General features: G+C 34.2%; 18 protein-coding genes and 1 other RNA gene. 14 read left to right on the top strand and 5 right to left on the bottom strand.

Translation table 11 applies throughout. From position 1 onward, the window contains the following. Positions 1 to 56: 56 nt before the first annotated feature. The 11 genes from BTR34_RS14325 (at position 57) to BTR34_RS14275 (ending at position 15,859) form a co-directional block, all read left to right on the top strand. Positions 57 to 854, top strand: coding sequence for a 3-keto-disaccharide hydrolase (locus BTR34_RS14325; RefSeq protein WP_068482716.1), 798 nt, complete (start codon positions 57 to 59; stop codon positions 852 to 854). Between the two features lie 146 nt (positions 855 to 1,000). Further along, a complete protein-coding gene (locus BTR34_RS14320) occupies positions 1,001 to 2,302 on the top strand; it encodes a Gfo/Idh/MocA family protein (RefSeq protein ID WP_394333954.1) in 1,302 nt (433 codons plus the stop codon). 87 nt (positions 2,303 to 2,389) lie between these two features. Next, the gene (locus tag BTR34_RS14315; RefSeq protein WP_068482721.1) at positions 2,390 to 5,551 is read left to right on the top strand and encodes a PVC-type heme-binding CxxCH protein; all 3,162 of its coding nucleotides are present in this window, start codon (positions 2,390 to 2,392) and stop codon (positions 5,549 to 5,551) included. Between the two features lie 20 nt (positions 5,552 to 5,571). Further along, entirely contained in the window at positions 5,572 to 6,555 is a 984-nt protein-coding gene (locus tag BTR34_RS14310; protein WP_068482822.1) for a ThuA domain-containing protein, read from the top strand. A gap of 71 nt (positions 6,556 to 6,626) precedes the next feature. After that, positions 6,627 to 8,330 carry an OstA-like protein gene (locus BTR34_RS14305; RefSeq protein ID WP_082960115.1) on the top strand — a complete coding sequence of 568 codons (1,704 nt, stop codon included), beginning with the start codon at positions 6,627 to 6,629 and terminating at the stop codon, positions 8,328 to 8,330. Positions 8,331 to 8,338: 8 nt separating this feature from the next. Next, the gene (locus BTR34_RS14300) at positions 8,339 to 9,514 is read left to right on the top strand and encodes an aspartate aminotransferase family protein (protein WP_068482728.1); all 1,176 of its coding nucleotides are present in this window, start codon (positions 8,339 to 8,341) and stop codon (positions 9,512 to 9,514) included. A gap of 103 nt (positions 9,515 to 9,617) precedes the next feature. Further along, positions 9,618 to 11,021 (top strand): tetratricopeptide repeat protein, encoded by a 1,404-nt coding sequence (locus tag BTR34_RS14295; RefSeq protein ID WP_068482731.1) that lies wholly within the window; start codon positions 9,618 to 9,620, stop codon positions 11,019 to 11,021. A 17-nt stretch (positions 11,022 to 11,038) separates the two neighbouring features. Then, complete coding sequence (locus BTR34_RS14290; RefSeq protein WP_068482734.1) at positions 11,039 to 11,953, top strand: DUF368 domain-containing protein; 915 nt, start codon at positions 11,039 to 11,041, stop codon at positions 11,951 to 11,953. 12 nt (positions 11,954 to 11,965) lie between these two features. Continuing rightward, positions 11,966 to 12,985: a DUF368 domain-containing protein gene (locus BTR34_RS14285; protein WP_068482737.1), complete on the top strand. Its 1,020-nt coding sequence runs from the start codon at positions 11,966 to 11,968 to the stop codon at positions 12,983 to 12,985. Continuing rightward, on the top strand, positions 12,957 to 13,709 hold the full coding sequence (locus tag BTR34_RS14280) for a shikimate dehydrogenase family protein (protein ID WP_068482740.1): 753 nt from the start codon (positions 12,957 to 12,959) through the stop codon (positions 13,707 to 13,709). Before BTR34_RS14285 ends, BTR34_RS14280 begins: the two co-directional genes overlap by 29 nt. 146 nt (positions 13,710 to 13,855) lie before the next feature. After that, on the top strand, positions 13,856 to 15,859 hold the full coding sequence (locus tag BTR34_RS14275) for a DUF349 domain-containing protein (protein ID WP_068482744.1): 2,004 nt from the start codon (positions 13,856 to 13,858) through the stop codon (positions 15,857 to 15,859). A gap of 498 nt (positions 15,860 to 16,357) precedes the next feature. Here BTR34_RS14275 and rny read toward each other — a convergent pair whose 3' ends face one another. The 4 genes from rny to BTR34_RS14255 form a co-directional block, all read right to left on the bottom strand. Continuing rightward, on the bottom strand, positions 16,358 to 17,926 hold the full coding sequence (gene rny, locus BTR34_RS14270; protein ID WP_068482825.1) for a ribonuclease Y: 1,569 nt from the start codon (positions 17,924 to 17,926) through the stop codon (positions 16,358 to 16,360). A 49-nt stretch (positions 17,927 to 17,975) separates the two neighbouring features. Next, positions 17,976 to 18,085, bottom strand: a non-coding RNA gene (ssrS, locus tag BTR34_RS14265) — 6S RNA. 57 nt (positions 18,086 to 18,142) lie between these two features. After that, the gene (locus tag BTR34_RS14260) at positions 18,143 to 18,439 is read right to left on the bottom strand and encodes a cell division protein ZapA (RefSeq protein ID WP_068482747.1); all 297 of its coding nucleotides are present in this window, start codon (positions 18,437 to 18,439) and stop codon (positions 18,143 to 18,145) included. 12 nt (positions 18,440 to 18,451) lie between these two features. Beyond that, a complete protein-coding gene (locus BTR34_RS14255; protein WP_068482750.1) occupies positions 18,452 to 18,742 on the bottom strand; it encodes a hypothetical protein in 291 nt (96 codons plus the stop codon). Between the two features lie 194 nt (positions 18,743 to 18,936). Between BTR34_RS14255 and BTR34_RS14250 the strand changes: the two genes are divergently transcribed. The 3 genes from BTR34_RS14250 to BTR34_RS14240 are packed head-to-tail and all read left to right on the top strand — an operon-like array spanning position 18,937 to position 23,762. After that, positions 18,937 to 20,628, top strand: coding sequence for a M23 family metallopeptidase (locus BTR34_RS14250; RefSeq protein ID WP_068482753.1), 1,692 nt, complete (start codon positions 18,937 to 18,939; stop codon positions 20,626 to 20,628). Between the two features lie 53 nt (positions 20,629 to 20,681). Beyond that, entirely contained in the window at positions 20,682 to 23,099 is a 2,418-nt protein-coding gene (locus BTR34_RS14245; protein ID WP_068482756.1) for a TonB-dependent receptor, read from the top strand. A 9-nt stretch (positions 23,100 to 23,108) separates the two neighbouring features. Further along, positions 23,109 to 23,762, top strand: a complete 654-nt coding sequence (locus BTR34_RS14240) for a hypothetical protein (RefSeq protein WP_068482759.1) — start codon at positions 23,109 to 23,111, stop codon at positions 23,760 to 23,762. On the opposite strand, the gene BTR34_RS14235 is transcribed toward BTR34_RS14240, so the two are convergent. Continuing rightward, entirely contained in the window at positions 23,763 to 24,908 is a 1,146-nt protein-coding gene (locus tag BTR34_RS14235) for a cysteine desulfurase family protein (protein ID WP_068482762.1), read from the bottom strand. Between the last annotated feature and the right edge of the window lie 26 nt (positions 24,909 to 24,934).

The following is a 24,934-nucleotide window of genomic DNA, read 5'->3' as shown; positions in this document are numbered from 1 at the left end:
GTACTTTACCTGTTAAGTTAAGTCATGAATTTACATTAGTCAACAACAACTAAAAAATGAAAAAAACCACCTACACTACCCTTCTTACAGTACTAGTTTTAGCTACATCTTGCAAAACAGAAAAAAAAGATAAAGTAGAAGAACAGAACACAACCGAACAACAAAAAAATGGTGAATGGATACCCCTTTTTGACGGCACAACCACTAAAGGTTGGCGCGCCTACAACGGCAAGGAACTACCTCCGGGCTGGATTGCAAAAGATGGAGAATTACAATTTGATACCGAATTAGGAAAAGAACAAGATTACACAGGTGGCACAGACATTATTTATGGAGCAGAAGAATTTGACAATTTTGAACTTTACGTGGAATGGAAGTTACCAAAAGGTGGTAATAGTGGAATTTTTTACCACTTAAAAGAAGGTTATGATAGTCCGCCTGAAGTTTCGCCAGAGTACCAATTAATTGATGATGAAAACTATGCCAATATTCACGATTTAACCGACTACAACTTAAGTTTGGGCTATACGGATAAACCAGAGGAATTAAAAGCGCTTCAAAAAACCGCTTCTGATTATGCCATGCATGCAGCAAACCCTGAAGGTAAAATATTGCATCCGGTCGGGGAATGGAACACTACTAGAATCATTTTCACACCTGAGCAAGTTGAGCACTGGTTAAACGGCAAAAAAGTAGTATCTTTTGTACCATGGGATGATGCTTGGTACGAGAAAAAAAATTCGGACAAATGGAAAAACAGTGAAGACTACGGCAAGTTTAAAACTGGCTATATAGGTTTCCAAGATCACTCCAGCCCCATCTGGTTCAGAAACATAAAAATCAAAAAACTTTAACCACCACACCAATGAAAAAAAGAGACTTTTTAAAAAACGCAGCGGCATTGTCCACATTTGTATTACTACCATCAGGCTTGTGGTCATGCAAAAAAGAAGAAAAGAAATTAACGAGACTTCGTACTGCACATATTGGCGTTGGTAATATGGGTGCCGAAGATTTAAAAGCAATTTCATCACACAGCAAAGTTGATGTAACGGTTTTATGTGACGTCGATGCAAACAATTTGGCGGCGGCAAAAGAACTACATCCTAATGCAAAAACATATACCGATTACAGGGTAATGTTAAAAGAAATGGGAGATGAAATTGATGCCGTTATCGTTTCTACACCAGACCATACACATGCACCAGCTTCAATGATGGCTATGGAAATGGACAAACCAGTATATTGTCAAAAACCGTTGACCCATTATGTATCCGAAGCTAGAGCCATGAACAAATTAGCCGCAGAAAAAGGTTTGGTAACGCAAATGGGAATCCAGGTACATTCTTTCTATGATTATAAATTAGCAACATTATTAATACAATCGGGAATTATAGGAAAAGTACATACCGTGCGTGCATGGTCTCCAAAAGACTGGGGGTATGATGGCGCTGAACCAACAGGCTCTGACCCAATTCCTGCATCACTAGATTGGAATTTATGGTTAGGAACTTCAGCTGAAAGACCATATAAAGACGGCTTCTACCACCCAGGTAATTGGAGAAAACTAGTTGATTATGGCTGTGGTACTTTAGGTGATATGGGCGTTCATATTTTTGACACACCATATAATGCTCTTGCACTACAAGTTCCAAAGACGGTAAAAAATGAATGTAGAGAACCTAACGGATTCGGGTTTCCGCAGAATAATATAGTGACTTATGAATTTCCAAAAACAGACTATACTACAGAAACTTTAAAATGGGTTTGGTATGATGGTCCGGGTGCACCGCGAGACCATGAAGATTTAATACTGCCGGGCACAGCGAATATATCGAATGAAGAAAGTGCATCTAAAGATTCTATGGAGGACAAAATGTCTTTAGAAACTAAAACTGCAGAAGAAGGCACTTTACCAGACCAAGGTGCAATGTTCATAGGAGAAAAAGGAAGATTGTTATTACCCCATTTTATGCAACTACCAAAGAAGATAGTAGATGGTAAATATGTGGACATAACTGCAGAAATAGAAGCTGTTGAAAAAGCCAATAATATGGGTAAACCTATTCGTGATTATGATTCTGAAGGACCAAAACATTACCACCAATTTGTTGATGCTTGCTTAGGTACTGATGAAACTACAGCTCCGTTTTCCTATGCATCAAGACTAACAGAAACCATTTTATTAGGTGTAATAGCAGGCAGGTTCCCTAACCAAGTTTTGCACTGGGATAGTGAAAATGCAAAATTCGCCGAAAATGAAGCTAACGCATTTTTAGAAGGTGATTATAGAAACTTCTAAATTATATTTAAAATAAAAAAACCACTTTCGAGTGGTTTTTTTTATATCTATATTTAAAAAAATATATTACCATCAACCAGCTCATTAATGACAACAATCCTTAAAACTCATCTTAGATACGTCTTATTTCTCATAAGCGTTTTACTAATTCAAAGTTGTACAGAAAACAAAGAACCCTTAATTCAGATAAAACCAAATTCTTCTATTGTTTTTATAGGAAATAATTTAGGTTCTAGAATGTTGAATTATGGCAGTTTGGAAACAGAACTGCAATTACGTTATCCAACCGATTCGCTAATTATTAGAAATATGTGCGATGGCGGTGACACCCCAGGCTTTAGACCACATTCTGGTCGTGTTTCCCCTTGGGCATTTCCTGGAGCTGAAAAATTTCAGACAGAACTAGCACAGAACTCTGGCAGTGAGGGAGTATTTGAAACTCCCGATGAGTGGTTAACGCGTTTAAATACAGATATCATTTTAGCATTTTTCGGATATAATGAATCTTTTGAAGGTTCTAACGGATTAGAAAATTACAAAGCAGAGTTAGATGCATTTGTAAAGCATACATTAAAGCAGAAATATAATGGAACTGCTACACCGCAACTAGTATTAGTATCACCAATTGCTTTTGAAGATTTATCTGATCACATAGATGTACCTAATGGAGTTTCTGAAAATGAAAATCTTAATTTATATTCGGAAGCAATGAGAGAAATAAGCATCGACAATGCCATTCCGTTTATAGATGCATTTAATCCATCAAAGAACTGGTTTAAAGATACTACTGAAGACTTAACCATAGATGGTTCTCAATTGAACAAAATTGGTTATGACTATTTTGCCAAACTGTTGGCAGATGAACTTACCGGAAATAAGTCGGTAAAATCTGAAGGAAATAGGGTTGCTGTGAATGAAGCAATCAAAGAAAAGAATTTCTACTGGCATAACGATTATAAAATACCTAATGGAGTACATGTTTTTGGTCGACGACACGCACCTTATGGTCCAGATAACTATCCGTATGAAATCAAAAAAACAAGAGAACTCACAGCCATTAGAGATTCATCCATTTGGGCAACGGTTAACGGAAATTCGTACGATATAAAATCCGCAGATGCTTTAACCAGCAAGCTTCCACCTGTAGAAACCAATTATAATTTAGGCAGTAAGGAAGATATTATACAGTACAAATATGGAGAAGAAGCTATTAACACGCTAACCGTACCCAAAGGGTATAAAGTAGAACTATTTGCTTCTGAAAAAGAATTCCCAAATTTGGCGAATCCTGCACAAATATCTTTTGACAATAAAGGCAGATTATGGGTCGCTACCCTACCCTCTTATCCACATTATAAACCTGGAGACCCAAAACCAGATGATAAGATTATCATTTTAGAAGATACCGACAATGACGGTAAAGCAGACAAGGAAACAGTATTTGCTGATAAACTGCATTTGCCCATTGGTTTCGAATTCGCCCCAGAAGGCGTTTATGTAAGCCAAGGTACCAACTTAAAATTATATACAGATACCAATGGTGATGATAAAGCAGATAAAGTTGAAATAGTATTAAGTGGTTTCGATGATCATGATACACACCATGCCATTTCAGCATTTTGCGCTGACCCTTCTGGGGCTTTCTACATGGCAGAAGGTATTTTTCTCCATACCAATGTTGAAACTTCATATGGAACAGTACGTGCCACCAATGGAGGGTTTTACAGATACAATCCACAGCGCAAGCATTTAGAACGTACGTTACAAGTTTCTATACCCAACCCCTGGGGCATTGCTTTTGATGAATGGGGACAAGATTTCTTTTTACATACTTCTGGGCCAAAAGTAAACTGGATGATGCCAAGTTCGTTAAAACCTATTTACGGTATTGCATCACCACTTACCGAGGAACTTATTGAAGAAGAACACCGAGTACGACCAACCTCTGGAATGGAGTTTATATCAAGTAGTCATTTCCCTGAAGAAGTTCAAGGAGATATGTTGTTAGCAAATTCTATAGGTTTTCTAGGTTTGAAACAACACCAAATGATGGAAGACGGCACAGGATACACCTCTAAACACAGGCAAGATTTAATTACCAGCACCGACCCTAATTTTAGACCGGTAGAAATGGAATTTGCACCAGATGGCTCTTTGTATGTGGTGGATTGGCACAATGTTTTAATAGGTCATATGCAACATAATGCTCGCGATCCATTACGTGATCATGTTCATGGTAGAATATACAGAATAACCTATCCTTCTAGACCATTGGTAGAACCAGCCAAGATTGATGGAGCTTCTATAGCACAGTTATTTGAGAACTTAAAATTGCCTGAATACCGTACACGATATAGAACTCGGCGCGAAATAAGAAGTAGAAATGCTGACGAAGTGTTAAATTATTTAAGTACTTGGGTGGAAAATCTAGATAAAAATGACTCCGACTATGACCACAACCGCTTGGAAGCTTTATGGGTTTCATGGGGAATGAACAAAGTAGATGCTTCACTTTTAGAATCACTTTTAAAAACTGATGACCATAGAGTTCGTGCAGCGGCAGTTCGAGTTTTAAGATACATGGGACATCAACTGAGCAACGCACAAGACTTATTAAAATCTGCAGCAGCAGATCAACATGGCAGAGTTAGATTAGAAGCTATTACGGCAGCATCTTGGTTACCAAAATCAGATGGTATGGAAATACTGGAAATAGCCAGAAAACACTCACTTGATAAATGGATGCAAGATTCTTTTAACTTTGCAGAAACAAGATTAACGGGTAACTTTTTGGAAGAAGGAAAAGAGAAAATTCTAGCATCGCACCTAAAAGGTCCAGATTTAGAAGTCTTTGCAAAAGGAAAGAAAATTTATGAAACAGAAGGCTATTGCGTAACCTGCCATCAAGAAAGCGGAACAGGCTTACAAAAGGCGGGCTACCCAACTTTGGTAGGCCAAGAGTGGGTTTTAGGAGATGAAGAACGATTGATAAAACTAGCGCTACACGGTCTATACGGACCTATGAATATTATGGGCAACCATTATGAAGGTCAAGTACCTATGATGGCCTTTAAAGGATTATTGAACGATGATGAAATTGCCGCCGTGCTTACGTATGTAAGAAATTCATTTGGCAACAAGGCATCGGTCATTGACCCCAATAAAGTAAAAGAAGTGAGAGAGGCCACTAAAGAGCGTAATAGTTTTTACACAGCAGATGAGCTGTTAAAAGAACATCCAATGCAATGATTAACCCTAAAATACACTTTATGAAAAGTAATTATTTAGCGATTTTATTTCTGTTCATCTTTACTGCATGTGGAGAAAAAGCACAAGAAAAAAAAGAAGCAACTATTGAAGAATCTAAGCCACCACATATTGTTTTTGTAACAGGCGAGGAAGAATACCGGTCAGAAGAGTCTTTTCCCATGCTGGCCAAATTGGCAAAAAGAGAATTGGGAGCAAAAGTTACAGTAGTCTATTCTGTAGATAGTCTTGGCATTATAGACCCGAATAAAACAGACCATATTGCAGGATTGGAAGCGTTAGAAACTGCAGACCTAATGGTTGTTTTTATGCGCTTTAGAAATTTACCAAAAAACGAGCGAGATTATATTACAGCCTATGTAGAATCGGGTAAACCTATAGTTGGGTTTAGAACAAGTACACATTCATTTAAATATACCAACGATTCTACATTAACCGAATTCAATGAAGCCTGGCCCGCAAAAGTATTTGGTCAGCAGTGGATTACCCACCATGGTCATTTTGACGATGGTAAATATCCAGTTACCAATATTTCAATTAAAGATGGTCATGCCGATAACCCAATATTAAAGGGATTTTCAGAATTTGAAGCATACTCTTGGCTATATCATGTAGATGGCGGTGATTGGAAATTACAAGGTGATAGTGAACCATTTTTAATGGGACATTCTACAAAATCTCAACATGAAATAGATGGCAAACTAGATGAATTTTCGTTGGACAATCCTGTTGCCTGGACAAAAAGTTACACAGGAGCATCGGGTAAAAAGGCGAGAGTGTTTTTCACCACACTTGGACATCCCTATGATTTTAAACTACCGGTAGTACGTAAGATTGCTATGAACGGAATTTTTTGGGCATTGGAAAAAGAAGATAGTATTCCCGAAAATGGCGTAAATGTAACTTTAGACGAGCCATTTGAACCAAACAATTCGGGTTTCGGACAAAAATATAAAACGAACCAAAAACCAATGCCAATACAATAGTACTTTATTAAATGTATGCCAATAGTTTTAATCGCTCTTTTAAAATGTTCTATTTTTGAAAAAAAAGTAGATTGAAAACATTTTGTATATACGTACTGTTGTTTTTTGGTTTCATAATTTTTGGCCTAGCCCAAGAAACAGAAAGCGATGAAGGTCCAAAACAAATCAATATAGTATATGGAGCCAACTTTACAAAAAATGAAGTTGAGTACCCAGGAGCTTCCATTTTTAGTAAAGATGACCGTCAAGTACAATTTGAACATCAAGGTGCAGACCTTTGGTGTGATGTTGCAATATATTTTCAAAAAGAAAACCGATTAGAAGCTATTGGGAACGTAATTCTTAAACAAGGAGATTCCGTTCAAATGACCAGTAAAAAAATTAACTACTTAGGTGATGTAAAACTAGCTAAAGCATGGGGTAACGTGGTGCTGACCAACTCAGACATGACACTAAGAACAGACACATTACGTTTAGATCGAGAAAAACAAGAAGCTTATTATCAAGACAATGGTACTGTGGTAGATTCCGCTAATACGTTGACAAGTAAAATTGGCAAGTATTTTATGGAGTTGAAAAAGTATCAATTTTTAGATAGTGTACATGTACAAAATCCTGAATACACTTTAGACTCAGAACAACTTGATTATTACACTACCTCCAAAAATGCCTACATGTATGGTCCCTCCACAATTAATGGAGAGTCCTATAAAATATATTGTGAAAGAGGTTTTTACGACACCAAGGTAGAGACCGGATATGGAATTAAAAATACCCGTATAGATTATAATAACAGAATTATAGAAGGCGATAGTGTTTATTTTAATAAAGCGAAAGAATTTGCATCCGCGACCAATAATATTACAGTAACCGACACTATAAATAATGGCATTATAAGAGCCCATTACGCAGAGGTATATAAAGCTAAAGATTCCGTTTTTGCTACTCGCAGAGCAGTTTCCATTTCAGTACAGGAAAGGGATTCTTTATATGTACATGGAGATACCTTAATGGTTACCGGTAAACCAGAAGATAGAATTTTAAGAGCATTTAGAAATGCAAAATTCTATAAAACAGATTTAAGTGGAAAGTGTGATAGCATACATTCTGAACAAAAAACAGGTGTAACCCAATTAATTAAAAACCCAATTATTTGGAACGGTGCCAACCAAATGACAGGTGACAGCATCCATCTGAAATCGAACTTGGAAACTGAAAAATTAGATTCGTTGAAGGTGTTAGAAAATGCCTTTATAATTTCTTTGGACAGCGTTAGCATGACAGGTTATAACCAGGCAAAAGGCATAAATTTATTTGGACAATTTATTGAAAACGAATTAAAGATTATAGACCTGGTTCAGAATACCGAAGTTATTTATTACATGTATAATGACGATGATGAACTTATTGGTATAGATAAAACCATATGTAGTAAGATACGAATTACAATGGAAGAAAATGATATTGAGGATTTAACGTTTTTCATTAATCCTGAGGGTGATATTTCTCCAGAAAAAGATATACCAGAAAATACAAGAATCTTAAAAGGCTTTGTGTGGCGTGGTGATGAACGTATTTTAACCAAAGATGATATTTTCGATGAAGATGATAATAACCTAAAACTAGTGGTTATTAATGGGATTGACAACCCTATAGATATTGATGCCGAAGAACAGCAACGCAGTCAAAACGAATCGGACCCAATCAATAGTATATCTACAAAAAACAAAGCTACCGACCCCAAAAAGTCAGTAAAATCTAAAAAGGTGAATTAAAGTTTCACATGAAAAACGACTTTTTAAAATACCAAGCACAAACCTCTCCCTATCCTTTAGGAATGGAAGTTTCACATGCTAAAGGCAGTTATATTTATGATACGGAAGGAAAAGCACATTTAGATTTTGTTGCAGGGGTATCCGCATGTACCCTTGGGCACTGTCACCCAAAAGTTACTGAGGCCATAAAAGAACAAGTAGATAAATACATGCATGTAATGGTGTATGGGGAATATTCCCAATCCCCGGCAACCAGCTATACAAAATTACTTGCCAATAATTTACCTGAACCCTTAGAAGTTACCTATTTAGTAAATTCTGGAACAGAAGCCATAGAAGGTGCCTTAAAATTAGCGCGCAGATATACAGGACGTTCACAAATAATAGCGGCAAAATCTGCATATCATGGAAATACCATGGGCAGTTTAAGTCTAATGGATTTTGAGGAACGTAAGAGTGTTTTTAGACCCTTATTGCCAGATGTTTATCATATTAATTTCAATAATGAAGATGATTTAGATAAAATAACTACCAAAACTGCTTGTGTAATATTAGAAACTATACAAGGTGGAGCAGGTTTTATAATCCCAAGGAACCACTATTTAAAGAAAGTAAAAGCGCGTTGTACAGAAATGGGAGCATTACTAATACTTGATGAAATACAACCAGGTTTTGGTAGAACAGGTAAGCTTTTTGCATTTGAACATTATGAATGTGTACCAGATATTTTGGTTTTAGGAAAAGGAATGGCATCTGGTTTACCTGTAGGTGCATTTACAGCAAGCAAAGAAATTATGCGTACGTTAAGTGAGCATCCGAAAATGGGTCATATCACTACTTTTGGTGGTAATCCTGTAATTGCAGCATCAAGTTTAGCTACTTTACAAGAATTGATAAATACATCTTTAATAGAAGACACCTTAAAAAAAGAGGTATTGTTTAAAACGCTATTAAAACATACCAAAATAAAAGAGATTAGAGGTAAAGGTTTAATGCTTGCATTAATCATGGATTCTGCCGAAACAGCTAATGATTTGGTATTAAAAGCCAAAGAAAAAAACTTAATTCTATTTTGGCTACTCTTTGAAAATAAAGCCGTTAGAATTTCACCACCGCTGACCATCTCTGACAAAGAAATTCGAGAAGGTTGCAGCATCATTCTCGCTATACTGAACTCCATCTAAATTAAAGTTGTTAACTAATTTGTTAATAATATAGAGAATCGCGCTTCTAGAAACCACGTACAAACACTTACTTTTAAATATCTAGTAAAACCAAAAGTTCCTTATGGCGTTAGAATCTAACGAAAGACCGGATAAACCAATTACCAAATTTGAATCAATGCTAAAGACAGACGATGTCTATTTCTTTGATGCAGAAGATTTTGAGGACATCATACACCACTATCTTAATCATGGTAAAATTTCTTTAGCAAAAAAAGGGATTAAGATTGGCCTACAACAACATCCTGATTCAATTGAATTAAAGCTGCTACAAGTTGAGGTAATGGTATTCGAAAACCAAATAGCAAAAGCTGAAGCCCTTTTAGATGAATTACAGCTTTTAGATAACCAAAACGAAGAAATTTATATTCAACGAGCAAACTTATACTCTAAGCAAGATAATCATGAAGGAGCGGTAGAACTCTTACGCAAGGCATTAAGTTTCACCAATAATAGCTTTGACATTCATAGTCTTTTAGGCATGGAATATTTATTTATGGATGACTTTAAAATGGCTAAAGAAAGCTTTATAAAGTGTGTAGAATTCGATGACCAAGATTATTCCTCGCTTTATAACGTAATATATTGTTTTGAGTTTTTAGAAGATTACGATGGTGGCATTATTTATTTAAATGAGTACCTCGAAAAAAATCCTTATTGTGAAGTTGCCTGGCATCAATTAGGTAAGCAATATTACTATAAAGAAATGTATACCGAAGCATTGGCCGCATTTGATTTTGCAATAATTTCAGATGACGCGTTTATAGGTGCATATTTTGAAAAAGGAAAAGTTCTAGAAAAATTAGGCATGTACAAAGAGGCAATTGAGAATTACGAAACAACCATTTCAATTGAAGACCCAACCTCTCACGCATTTCTTAGAATAGGAAAATGTTACGAAAAGTTGAAAAATATAGAAATGGCTAAATACTATTTCTACCAAACAGTACATGAAGATCCTTTGTTAGATAAAGGCTGGTTGGCGATAACCAATTTATACTTCAAGTTAAGGGATTATGAGAAAGCTGTCTATTATATTAACAAGGCTCTGAATATAGATGGCGAAAATCCTATGTATTGGAAAAAATGCGCTAAAATTAATACGGCATTAAAAAATTATGACCAAGCAGATTTTGCATATAAACAAGCAGTAGATTTAGGTGATTTCGAGTTAGACACATGGCTAAAATGGGCCGATGTCCTACATTTAAACGGTGAGACATTGTCGGCTGTTCAAATTTTATCCCAAGGAAGAGAATTCTACCCCGAAAGTCTTAAAATACTATATAAATCTGCTGGTTTTCAACTAATAGAACAAGATTTAATTAATGCGAGAATAACATTAATGGATGCTTTGAAATTAGATAAAAATCAAAAAAAACTACACCTCTTTACAGACAAATTTTCGGAATATGCCCATTCTCAATGGACAAATGAAATTCTAAGTAAATACAATAAAACTTCGTAGAAAAGGTTTTACGTTTTATGGAAAACAGAAACTCAAAAGATTACATATTTATTTCATTAAAAGGAATGGCAATGGGAATAGCCGAATTAGTACCAGGAGTATCTGGCGGTACTATTGCTTTTGTAACGGGTATTTACGAAGAGTTCATTTCCTCGATCAATAATGTAAACCTAGAGACCCTAAAACTTTTAAAGCAGGAAGGCTTTAAAAAGTTTTGGAAAAAATTGAATGGCAACTTTCTTTTGGCATTAGTAATAGGTATGATGATTAGCATCTTTTCTCTATCAAAAGTTATAGCATGGCTACTTGATGACCATCCTATAATTACATGGTCATTCTTTTTTGGACTTGTTTTAGCAAGTGTAATCTTCGTGGCAAAATCTATTACGAAATGGAATGTTTTAGCCATACTACTTTTTATTATTGGTACAGCCAGTGCTTTTTATATTACTACGCTACCACCTTCAACAAGTTCAGGTAGTTTACCATTTATATTTATATCTGGAGCCATCGCAATATGCGCAATGGTATTACCGGGTATTTCTGGATCATTTATATTGGTATTACTTGGATCTTATAAAACAGTTTTAGAAGCTGTTAATGCTAAAGACTTTGGTGTGATCGTCACTTTTGCATTTGGTGCCGTTTTTGGTATTTTAAGCTTCGCTAGAGTTCTAAAATGGATGTTTACGAATTATAAAAATGCAACACTTGCTGTTTTAACAGGATTTATTCTTGGCTCGTTAAACAAAATTTGGCCTTGGAAAATTATTATTGACGAACTAAAAATTGGAAAAAAGGAAATAATTATTGACGAAAATATATCTCCGTTTTCTTTTACTGGAGATAATCAATTAACATTTGCTATTGTTGCCGCTATCTTCGGTTTTTCTCTTATTTTTATATTAGAAAAATCAGCTTCCAAGAAGTAAGCGAACAACTATATGAACAAACCCCGAACCTTAAATGATAAAATTTTCTTAGTCATTAAGGGACTATTTATGGGCGCAGCGAACAAAGTCCCTGGGGTTTCGGGTGGCATTGTAGCCTTTGTAGGCGGCTTTTATGAGGAATTTATTTACTCCCTACAAAAAATAAACGCAAAAGCGTTCAAATTACTAATTAATGGTAGAGTAAAAAGTTTTTATCGGTATATAAACGGCACCTTTCTTTGGCTTCTAATTTTTGGAATGTTGGTTAGCTATTTCAGTATTTCCAAAATTTTAGATTACTTCCTTGTTAAACGAGAGCTTTTTGTTTGGGCATCTTTTTTTGGAATGATATTAGGTTCTATCTATTACATTGGAAAAGATTTTGACTATTGGAAAAAGAAGACATTTACTGCGGCCATTATTGGTTTAAGTATTGGAGTCGCCATTAGTTTTCTAAATCCTGCAAAAGAAAATGATAATCTGTTATTCATATTTTTATGTGGAATAATAAGTGTATCTGGTATGACCCTACCTGGTCTTTCTGGTTCGTTTATACTGATTCTTTTGGGTAATTATGTATTACTGTTAGTAGACTCTGTCAATGCACTTTATGATACATTTTCTGAAATATTGATTGGAGATTTTAGTTTTACATCGAACGTTGAGCGCTTACATACGCTTAAAATTCTAGCGGTATTTACACTTGGGTCAGCTACCGGTCTTGTAACTTTATCCCATTTATTAAGTTATGTTTTAAAATATTACAAACATATTACTACAGCAACCATTTTAGGGTTCATTACTGGTTCTTTAGGGGTGGTTTGGCCTTGGAAAAAAACTATATACAAAACCGGTATCAACGGTGAATTAATTTTAGATACCAATGGAAAACAGATTATAATGAATTATGAGCGGTTTCTTCCAGATATGACCAGCGTAGAAAATTGGACCGCTATTCTCTTTATTATAATTGGTATTAGTATTTTGTTACTTTTAGATTGGTATGGAAAAAACAGAAAAACAGAAGTGTAATTACGGATTAATAGGAAAAAACATTTCTTACTCATTTTCAAGAGGTTATTTTAAAAAAAAATTTGAAGATCTGAGTCTTAAAAATTGTTCCTATCAAAATTTCGATCTACAAACTATATCAGAATTTGCTGGTATTTTTAAAAAAACCGAAAATATAAAGGGTCTAAATGTTACCATACCTTACAAAGAAGATGTTATTAAATATTTAGACCACATCGATGCCGCAGCGCAAAAAATTGGTGCAGTAAACACCATAAAACCCAGTAAAAATGGACTAGTTGGATTTAATACAGATGCCTATGGATTTGAAAAATCCATAGAACCTCATCTAAAAAAACATCACAAGAAAGCATTAATTTTGGGTACTGGAGGAGCATCCAAAGCTATAGCGTTTGTATTAGATGAACTACAAATTAAATTTTCTTTTGTATCTAGAAGCGGAAAAAACAATGGTTTCACATATCAGCAACTTACTGATGAAATAATTAATGACCATACATTAATCATTAATTGCTCACCTGTTGGTACATTCCCAAATATAGAAGAAAAACCAGCTATACCTTACGAATCAATTAATAATCAGCATCTTCTTTTCGACCTAATTTACAATCCCGAGGAAACCGCATTTTTATTAGCAGGAAAGGCAAATGGAGCTGCAATTTGTAATGGATATAGAATGTTAGAATTTCAAGCAGAAAAATCTTGGGAAATATGGAACCAATAATAAAATATTATAAATATAAAAGTTTTCAAAACTATTATATGGTATAGATGCCAAAGATTAAAGCCTCTACTCAGAGTTAAAAAGAAGCATCAATTCTTTGCCATTCTTAGGGTTGTCACTATCTTGTAAACATATAATTAAGGATTATGTCTGAGGAGAAAAAACAACAACTACCTGAAACTTCAAAAGAAGAAAAAACTATAATTAAAAGCACTGTAAATTTAGAAGAGGGTACAGTAGAAAAGAATGAAACTTCAACTGAATCTCAAAAAGATTCTATAGCTGACCAAAATACTATAGTTGTAGAAACAGATGTCATCAATGAAATTGATGATTCTAATGCAGAAGATGCTGAAGACACAGATACCGTTAAGCGTCATGAAATTCCGATGCCGGAATACCATGAAATGAGTATGGAAAATTTAGTTGGTGAATTGCAACGTCTAGTTAAAAACGAAAAAGTTCAAGCAATTAGAAAGCACGTAGATACTATAAAAGATGAGTTCAATCAAAAATTTGATGAATTTCTAGAAGGTAAAAAAGAGGAATTTATTACCAGCGGTGGTAATGAAATTGATTTCAGATATAATTCTGTAGCCAAAAGGCAGTTCAATGAAGTTTACAATGAATATCGTGAAAAACGAAATCAACATTATAAAAGTTTAGAAAAAAGCCACAAAGAAAATCTTGCTTATCGGTTAGATTTAATTGAGCAATTAAAAGCTTTGGTCAATGTTGAGGAAGACATCAATACTACCTATAACAATTTTAAAGACATACAAGCCAAATGGCGTCATGCAGGACCTATTCCAAAAGCTGACTATAATAATGTTTGGAAAACATATCATCATCATATTGAAATTTTCTACGATTTCTTAAACATAAATAGGGAATTGCGAGACCTAGATTTTAAACATAATCTAGAAGAAAAAAGTAAGATAGTTGCCAGAGCTGAGGAATTAGCTAAGGAACCAGATTTAAACCGTGCATTTAGAGAATTACAGGTATTACACAAAATTTGGAAAGAAGATTTAGGCCCAGTCGGCAAAGACCATCGGGAGGATATTTGGGACAAATTTAGTGCCGCTACTAAAACCATACATGAAAGAAGACAAGATTTTTTCAAAAATCTCGATAAAATAAAAGAGAAAAATTTAGCGCGTAAGAATGCATTAATTGAAGATATTAATAACATTTCGGCCAATGTATCTTCTAATCATGGCACATTACAACAACAAATTAAAAAAATTGAAGAACTACGTGATGCCTTTTTCAAAGCTGGACAAGTACCACAAAAATTGAATTCTAAAACTTGGAATTCCTTTAAAACAGCTGTTCGAAATTTTAATCAAAATAAAAACGCATTTTACAAAAACCTTAAAAAAGACCAACAAGAGAACTTAGATAAAAAAAGAGCCTTGTTAGAAGTTGCTCTCTCCCTTAAAGAAAGTGAAGATTGGGACAGTACCACCTCTGAAATGAAACGAATACAGGGTGAATGGAAAAAAGTAGGTCACGTGCCACGCAAGTATTCCGACAAACTATGGAAAGATTTTAAAAATGCCTGTAATCATTATTTCGATAGGTTAAATGCACTTAAAAATGATGCATTTAAAGAAGAAGAAGCCAACTACAAACAAAAAGATGCTTTTATTGAGCGACTTAAGAGTTTTGAATTAAGTGGTGAAAAAGAAAAGGATTTAGCGTCTATAAAAGAATTTTCTGAAGAATGGAAAACTTATGGGAGAGTCCCATTTAAAAAGAAAAATATTAATCAAAAATTCGACAAAATAATTGATGCGCTGTTTCAGAAAATGGGGATTAGCAAACAACAATCTGAGCTTTTGAAATATGGCAATAAAATTCAACAACTTACAGATACTGATAATAAGGAAAGAGCAATACAAAACGAGCGCACATTTATCAGAAAGAAAATAGATGAAAGCAAAGATGAAATTAGACAATTAGAGAATAATCTAGATTTTTTTTCAAATGCTTCAGAAAGCAACCCTATAGTACAAGATGTAATAAAAAGAGTTAATCAGCATAAAGAGTCATTAGCTGCGTGGAAAGCAAAATTAAAAAAGCTTAACATCTTAAAAAACAACTTAGAAAAAGATGTTGAAGATATAGAAAACAGCGAAGAATAAAAAAATCCAATTCTTCAACTATAAGGAAAATATAACAAGTATACCAAAAAAGTAATGGCGCAAAGTATTTCATTTATTTGAAAAGCTAAATATCAAAGACATTAAAAGTACAGATGTTGGCCTCACAAAAATTTAATCTTTGGGCAAAAAACTTGGTGAACAATTAAAATTCATAATTGATTTTATTATAAACATAAAGTTCACTTTACCGCTCTAATTGCGATAAATTCATCTTAATAAATATCGTATAATTTATTAAAGTCCAATTAATAATTTTCCAATCTTTAAAACCTCAAAATTTACTATTAAAAATGTAAAAAATATAAATATTAATATTTTGATATTTTCAGAAGTAAACTACCTCGAGGCAAGCCCACGAGGGATTCGCCCGAAACGAACTTTTAATTTCGAGGCAAGCCTCGGGGTAATATCCCCTTTGGCGGTGCCAATAAAAAAAGCCTCTTCATAGAGGCTTTTAGATTACTTAACAATTATTAATTATTTGGCGACGTTAACCGCTCTTGTTTCTCGTATCACAGTAACTTTCACTTGCCCAGGATAGGTCATATCTGTTTGTATTTTTTGAGAAATTTCAAAAGATAATTGTGAAGCTCTATCATCAGTTACTTTTTCGCTCTCGACAATAACTCGCAACTCTCTACCTGCTTGTATTGCATATGCTTTTTGAACACCGCTAAAACCAAATGCAACCTCTTCAAGATCCTTTAAACGTTGAATATAAGAATCTAATACCTGTCTTCTTGCCCCAGGTCTAGCGCCACTTATTGCATCACAAACCTGAACTATTGGTGCAATTAGTGTTTTCATTTCTATTTCGTCATGGTGAGCGCCAATAGCATTACATACCTCTGGTTTCTCTCCAAATTTTTCTGCCCATTGCATACCTAAAATAGCGTGTGGCGTTTCTACTTCATTTTCTGTATTTGGTACTTTTCCAATATCATGTAATAGCCCGGCACGTTTCGCAATTTTAGGATTAAGACCTAATTCAGCTGCCATTACACCACAAAGTTTAGCAACTTCTCTAGAGTGCTGCAATAAATTTTGTCCGTAAGAAGATCTATATTTCATTCTCCCAACAGCTCTAATAAGCTCCGGGTGCAATCCATGTATGCCTAAATCAATAACAGTACGCTTACCAATTTCGACAATTTCCGCTTCAATTTGCTTTTCTGTTTTCTTAACAATTTCTTCAATTCTTGCAGGGTGTATTCTACCATCTGTAACTAATTTATGCAGTGATAGTCTAGCAACTTCTCTTCTAACAGAATCAAAACATGAAAGAATAATAGCTTCTGGTGTATCATCTACAATAATCTCAACACCTGTTGCTGCTTCTAAAGCCCTAATATTTCTACCTTCTCTACCAATTATTCGTCCTTTTACATCATCAGATTCTATATTAAAAACAGATACGCAGTTTTCAACCGCTTCTTCTGTTCCTATACGCTGAATGGTATTGATAATTATTTTACGAGCTTCTTGTTGTGCAGTAAGTTTAGACTCTTCTACAGTAGATTGAATGTATGCCATTGCATCAGATTTAGCTGTCTCTTTTAAGCTTTCAACTAATTGATTTTTTGCTTCATCTGCAGATAAACCAGAAATAACCTCTAATTGTTGAATTTGGCTCTTGTGCATTTTGTCCAAATCCTCATGACGTTTTTCGTATAATTCTTGTTTTTGCTCTACTTCTTTTAATTTACCATCTAATTGTGAGTTCATTTGCTTATTTTTTGCAAGCTCACTACTCACTTGAGATTCCTTATCTCTAGTACGCTTCTCTGCGTCGTTTATCTTTTTATCCTTGCTATTAATAACCTTCTCATGTTCCGCCTTTAATTCTAAAAACTTCTCTTTTGCTTGTAATATTTTCTCTTTTTTGACACTCTCCCCTTCTGCATTTGCATCTTTTAATATGCGTTCAGCATCTTTTTTTGCGTTTATTATGGTTTTAGAGGCTTTCCCTTTTTCCAAAAATTTTGCTATTGCAAAACCGATTGCCAGCCCAACTATTGCGGCAATAATTATCATTGTACTATCCATAGTGTAATTTATTAATAAAAAAAAAGCCCACATTGGAGAAGTTTTGATCAAACTCCGGTAAACAGGTTTAGGGCTAACAGACTGCTCAAGGATCCCTATACGAGTAGGGCCTGCTTTTACAATCTAAACTCACCCTTTTTAAAAAAATAAATGTTGAGTTTGTCAAAAGGTATTACCAATGTGGGCAGTAACTTAATATATTTTAAAAGAACGTTTTTATTTCAGTGCTAGTTTAGAATTCACCAATTCCTCAAGCGCTTTTAAGCGCTCTTCAGCTTCTTTGGTGCCTTCCGTTTGCTCTATGCCATTTTGCTCTATTTTAGAGGCGAACTGTAAGGCACACATGGCCAAAACATCTTGTTTATCCCTAACCGCATAATTTTGCTCAAATTTTTTGGCCAGCTGTTCTATATTCTTAGCCGCTTTTCGCAAACCTTCTTCTTGCGCAGGGTCTATTGTTAAAGGGTACACCCTATCAGCAATCGAAAGTTTTATTTTGAGCTTATCTGACATATTATAGTAACATTATTCCGACAACTGAGCTATACAATGGTCCAACTCTCGTATTAATGTGTTTATTTTAAGCTTAGCTTCTGTTTTATTGGTATTACTGCCTAGCATAGAACTAGCAAGTTTGAGTGAATTATATTTTTCTTCCCATTCAGAAACCGTTTTACTTGCGTTTTCTTGTGAAGATTTAATACGTAGCAATTCTTTTTCTAACTCCATATTAGCATTGTTTAAAACCTCTAGTTTATGCAACAATTTGCTTATTTTATTTTCTAAAGAATCAACTATTTTAATTAATTCGCCCATACATTACCGTCAATGCGATTTACACAAAGTTAACATAGATTAGATGACTTAGCAATAGTTTTGTGAAAAATTACTAAAACTGTTCAACTTAATTTCTTTATCCAATAAATTGAAGCTCTTTATTATAATTTTAGCGTAACCAACTAAATAGAATTGTTCTTGTTTATTTATTTTCGCACTATTGATATCTACTTATGAAAAAAATACCTCTTATCCTTTTATTATTATTTTGTTTCCCCCTTTTTTCTCAAGAAGAGTATCCTAAAGATGCATTTAGGCCACCAATGGACATTCCAATTATTTTAGCAGGTACTTTTGGTGAACTTCGTTCAAATCATTTTCATTCGGGTGTTGATATTAAAACCCAACAACGCGAAGGCATACCCATTATGGCCATTGGCGAAGGAACAATTACACGTATAAAAGTCTCTTTATGGGGGTACGGCAAAGTATTATATATTGCCCACCCAAACGGATATAATTCTGTTTACGGTCATCTTCAAAAATTTTCTCCAGCTATAGAAGCTTACATAAAGAAATTACAGTATGACAAAAAATCTTTTGAAGTAGAAGTATTTCCTGATTACGGAGAATTAAAGGTAGAAAAAGGTGAACTAATTGCTTACAGTGGAAATACTGGCGGTTCTGCTGGTCCACATTTACATTTTGAAATAAGAAGTAGTATTTCTGAGAAGCCTACTAATCCACTATTATATGGTTTGGATGTTGCCGATGCTACTAACCCTATAGTAGAAAAAATCTTTGCCTATCCTTTAAAAGACCAGTCCCATATAAACGGTAATTACGAGCGCACACAAATTAATTTTAGTAGACAAAGTGATGGCACCTACTTAGCGGATAAGGTTAATGCGCTTGGAGATATTGGAATTGGTTTTATTGGTTTTGACAGACTTGATATGGCCGCAAATAAAAATGGCGTTTATGCTGTAGAGTTTAGTGTAAATGGTAAAATTTATTCGCTTTATGATTTTGAATCTTTTTCTTTTGGAGAAACAAGATATATTAACACACTAGTAGATTACGACTATTATGGAAGAAATAATCAGCGAATACAAAAGAGTTTTAAGTCCCCAGGAAACAATTTAAATATTTATAAAGAGCTGTTTAATGATGGAAAGTTACAAGTAAATGAAGGGCTTAGTTATATGTGTAAATTATTAATATCTGATTATGCTGGAAACAAAATTGAACTAAACATTCCTATAGAAGGAGTTAAAAATGAATTAGGCAACAAAAAGAAAATTGAGAAAACCGACAACTACGTTATTGCCAATAAACCAAATAATTTTGATTTAGATGGTGCCAAGGTGTATTTCCCAACTAATACATTTTATGAAGATTTTTATATTGACTTAAAAAAAGGATCAGACACGGTAACTATCCATAACAATACAGTACCCGCCCATAGAAATTTCACCATTACTTTTGATGTTTCTAAATATCCTACAGAAATACAAAAGCAATTATTTATTGCCAGATTAGATGCCAAACTTAGACCCACCCATGCAAATACGTATAAAAGGGGTAATGAGTTTACCACCCGCACCCGATACTTAGGCACATATACATTAGCGCGTGATACAGTTGCACCAACAATTAGAACCAAAAACTTCAAAGAAAAACAATGGTTAAACAATTATAAATACTTGAGTTTACAGATAGCCGACGATCTTAGCGGTGTTGACAGCTATTCGGCAACTTTAAATGGAGAATGGATTTTAATGGAATACGAACCTAAAACAAATACACTAACCTACAATTTCGATGATAGGATAACTAGCCAAACGCAATGTGAACTTATTGTTACCGTTATAGATAATGTAGGCAACGAAAATACCCTAACCACCTCATTTTATAGAAAATAACATAGTTGAAATTTAATAATGTTCTAGGCTTAATTTTAGCACTGTGCACTTCAATGTGTTTTGCACAAAGCGCAACTATTTCTGGCATTGTTTTAAGTGCCAGCAATGTGCCTTTATCTAATGTTAATATAGTAGCTAACGAATTTGGAACCACTACAAATTTAGAAGGATTTTATATTCTTGAAATTACTGCCGATACAGAAAATACAATTACTTTTTCTCACATAGCCTATAAAGATGTTATCGTCAAAGATCTAATTTTAACAACCAATGAAACCTTCGAATTTAACCCTATTTTAAAAAGCAACATCACTCAAATAGACGGTGTTACGGTTACTGCAAATGGCAATAAAAAAATAAATAATATTTTAAATATTTCACCAGAGGACATAAGAAAAATTCCTGGAGCCAACTATGGTGTAGAAACTATTCTAAAATTGTTGCCTGGCGTATCATCAAACAATGAGCTTAGCACGCAATATGCTGTTCGTGGAGGAAACTATGACGAAAATTTGGTTTATGTTAACGAGATAGAGGTGTATAGACCGTTTTTAATACGTTCCGCACAACAAGAAGGTTTAAGCTTTGTAAATAGTGACCTTATACAAAACGTGAAATTTTCGGCAGGAGGTTTTCAAGCTAAATATGGCGATAAATTAGCTTCTGTATTAGATATTAACTATAAAACCCCAACCCTCTTTTCTTTACGGGCCGATTTAAGCTTTTTAGGCGCAAGTACAAGTCTTGAAACCGTATCTAAAAATCAAAAATTAAGTTCGGTATCGGGTATACGTTATAGAGATAACTCATTATTGGTAAATAGTCGACAAACGCAAAGTAATTTTAATCCTGCATTTACCGATGTTCAGAGCTATGCAACCTATCGTTTCTCCCCAAAGTTAAAATTAAATTTTTTAGGCAACTTAGCGGTTAACGATTATACCAACAAACCCTTAAATAGACAAACCAATTTTGGCACTTTAGATAATCCGCAGGCGCTAGTAGTCTACTACGAAGGACAAGAAATAAACAAGTACACTACAGCATTGGGAGCATTAAAAGGCACCTACATTTTAAATGACAATACTACATTAAAACTTATATCATCTATTTACCATACTACGGAAGAAGAGTATTCGAATGTAATTGCGGCTTATCAATTGGGTGACATTGACAGTAATTTAGGTAGTAGCTCTGTAGGTGAAGTAATTACCACCCGCAATGTTGGCTCTCAATTTAATAGAACAAGAAATGACTTAGATGCGCTTATTTTTAATATGGAGCATAAAGGCACACATACCATGAATAATTCTGTTCTTGAATGGGGTGCAAAATTTACCCATGAAGATATTCGCGATCAATTACGAGAATCTGAGTTTATAGATTCGGCAGGATACTCGATTAGACCGCCACGTTCAGAGTTTATTAATAATCAACCATTAGAACCTTTTAATGCACCATTAGTGGCATACAATGGAATTAATGCATTGAATTTTGTAAAAACAAATCGATTCTCAGGTTATGTACAATTAGGAACCCAAAAAACTTGGAATGAAACTGATATATATTATAATTTAGGTATACGAACACATCATTGGACTGTAAGTGGTACAGGTGTAGAAAAAGTAGATCATACCGTCTTTAGCCCAAGAGCACAATTTGCAATTAAACCAAATTGGGATAAGGATATGTTATTTAGACTCTCAACAGGAATTTACCACCAGCCCCCATTTTATAGAGAATTAAGAGATAGTACGGGAACAATTCAACCAAACGTAAAAGCACAAAAGGCGTTAAATATAGTTGCTGGCAATGAGTATAGCTTTCTTCTTTGGGAACGGCCATTTACTTTAATAAGCGAAACTTATTACAAAAAATTAAAAAATGTTAACCCGTATACATTAGAGGATGTTCGTATTCGTTATTCTGCGAACAATAATACAGAAGCTTATGTTTACGGTGCAGAGCTAAGAATGAACGGTGCATTTGTACCGGGCACCGAGTCTTGGATAAGTATTGGATATTTAAAAACCGAGGAAAACAGAGATAACAAAGGCTATATACCAAGACCTACAGATCAACGATTAAAAATTGGCATACTTTTTCAAGATTATATACCTACAATACCAGATTTAAAAATGTATTTGAACTTAGTATATCAAACAGGAGTTCCTGGGGGGTCTCCTAGTTATGCCGATCCATACAATTTTCAGAATAGATTAAGAGATTATAAACGTGCAGATTTAGGAATTTCCTATATTTTTGCAAATAAGAATAAGCAATATCCTTCAACACACTGGCTTCATGCTTTTAAAGAATTGAGCTTTGGCTTTGAACTTTTTAATTTATTCAATAATCAAAATTCAATTACAAACACTTGGGTACGAGATGCTAGTAGTAAAAATGAATATGCTGTTCCAAATTATTTAACATCGCGAGTATTAAACTTAAGACTAGGATTACGCCTTTAAAAAAATAAGATGAAGAGAATACTATTACTTTTAGCAATTATTATTTCTTTTTCCACTACTGCTCAGAAAAATATTTATGAGAGTCCTAATTTTGATATACTCAGCTCTAATCATAATATTCTAGCTATAATTCCCTTTCTTACTAATTTAGATTTAAACGAAAAAGTCTCCAAAACCGAGCAAAAAAGATTAGAAGAAAATGAAGGTTATGCCGTGCAAAATGCTTTAGAAACTTATTTTTCAAAAAGAAGTAAAAAGAAAAAATTGCCGGTAACATTTCAAAATATAGAAAACACTACTGCAATCTTAGCTAAAAACAACATTAGCTATGAAAATATTGATGTATATACTACCAAAGAATTAAGTGAAATTTTAGGTGTGGATGGCATTATAAGTGGCACTTTAGATTTAAACATACTATTGTCTAATGGTGTACCAACAGAATTTAGTTTTACCGACTATATATCTGGCGGTGCAAATTACGGAAGAATAGGTATAAAAATAAGTGATGGGATTACCGGTAAACTACTTTGGAAATACGAAAAACAAATTAATAAGAAAACCGGAAAAAACACCACCGACCTTATAGATCGTATGATGAAATTGGCCATACGTAAATTTCCATATGAAAGAGAGCGTAAACGTGATCGTAATAAAAACTAATTAAGCATCAATACTATTTTTCAAAACTTCAATAGTATAATCGATATCTTCCTTTGAATTGTAGATTGAGAATGAAAACCTTAACGAAGGTTTTTTCATATCTTCTTTTGATAAAATTTCAGTTAAAACATGCGAACCGGCATTGCTACCAGATTGACAAGCACTACCCTTAGAACAAGCAATACCCTTCATATCTAGACTAAACAATAACAATGTAGCTTTATCTTCAGCAATGGGTAAACATACATTTATTAAAGTATATGTACTTTTTTCAATAGTACCAGAGTGGCCATTAAATTTAGCCAAAGGTATATCTGCTTTTATTTTTTCTATAAAGTAGGTCTTTAGCCCTTCAATATATTTTTGTTCTTCCTTAAGATTATCATAAGCATTAATAAAAGCCTCCTCTAAACCCACTATATTATGAAAAGATTCCGTACCTGCTCTAAGTCCGCGTTCTTGTGAACCACCAGAAATCATACTACCTAGTCCAGAATTTTTGCGTATAAATGCAAAACCTACTCCCTTAGGTCCATGAAATTTATGTGCCGCAGCAGCCAAAAAATCAATCGGTAAAGCTTTTACATCCCAATTATAATGACCTATAGACTGTACGGCATCAGAATGGACCAATGCCCCATAGCTTTTAGCCAAAAGTGTTATTTCCTCTAAGTCAATTTTATTTCCTATTTCATTATTTATATGCATTAAACTAACCAACTTTTTAGTATCATCTTTTTGAAGCAATGTTTCTAAATGAGCCACATCTGGATTACCAAAAGTATCTAAATCCACATATAAAAGTTTAATTAAACCTTTTTTCTCCAACTCTTCTACCGTGTGCAGTACAGCATGGTGCTCAATTCTTGAAGTAATAATAGTAGTTACATTTAAATCCCGAACTGCACACCTAATAATCATGTTATCAGCCTCGGTACCGCCAGATGTAAATATTATTTCAGAGGGTTGTGCATTTATATATTTAGCAATTGTTTTTCTTGCACTTTCAATAGCGGTCTTGGCCGTTCTCCCAAAACTATGGGTAGAAGACGGATTACCATATATCTCCAAAGCATCTTGCATTTTACGAATAACATTGGAGCGTATTTGTGTTGTTGCAGCGTTATCTAAATACACATGTTTCATAATTGAGTACTCTAAAATAAATAATG

The organism is Maribacter hydrothermalis, assembly GCF_001913155.1.
In the GTDB taxonomy this organism is placed as follows: Bacteria; Bacteroidota; Bacteroidia; order Flavobacteriales; family Flavobacteriaceae; genus Maribacter; species Maribacter hydrothermalis.
The sequence above is the reverse complement of the archived record's forward strand: the minus strand, read 5'-3'. Positions and strand labels throughout refer to the sequence as shown.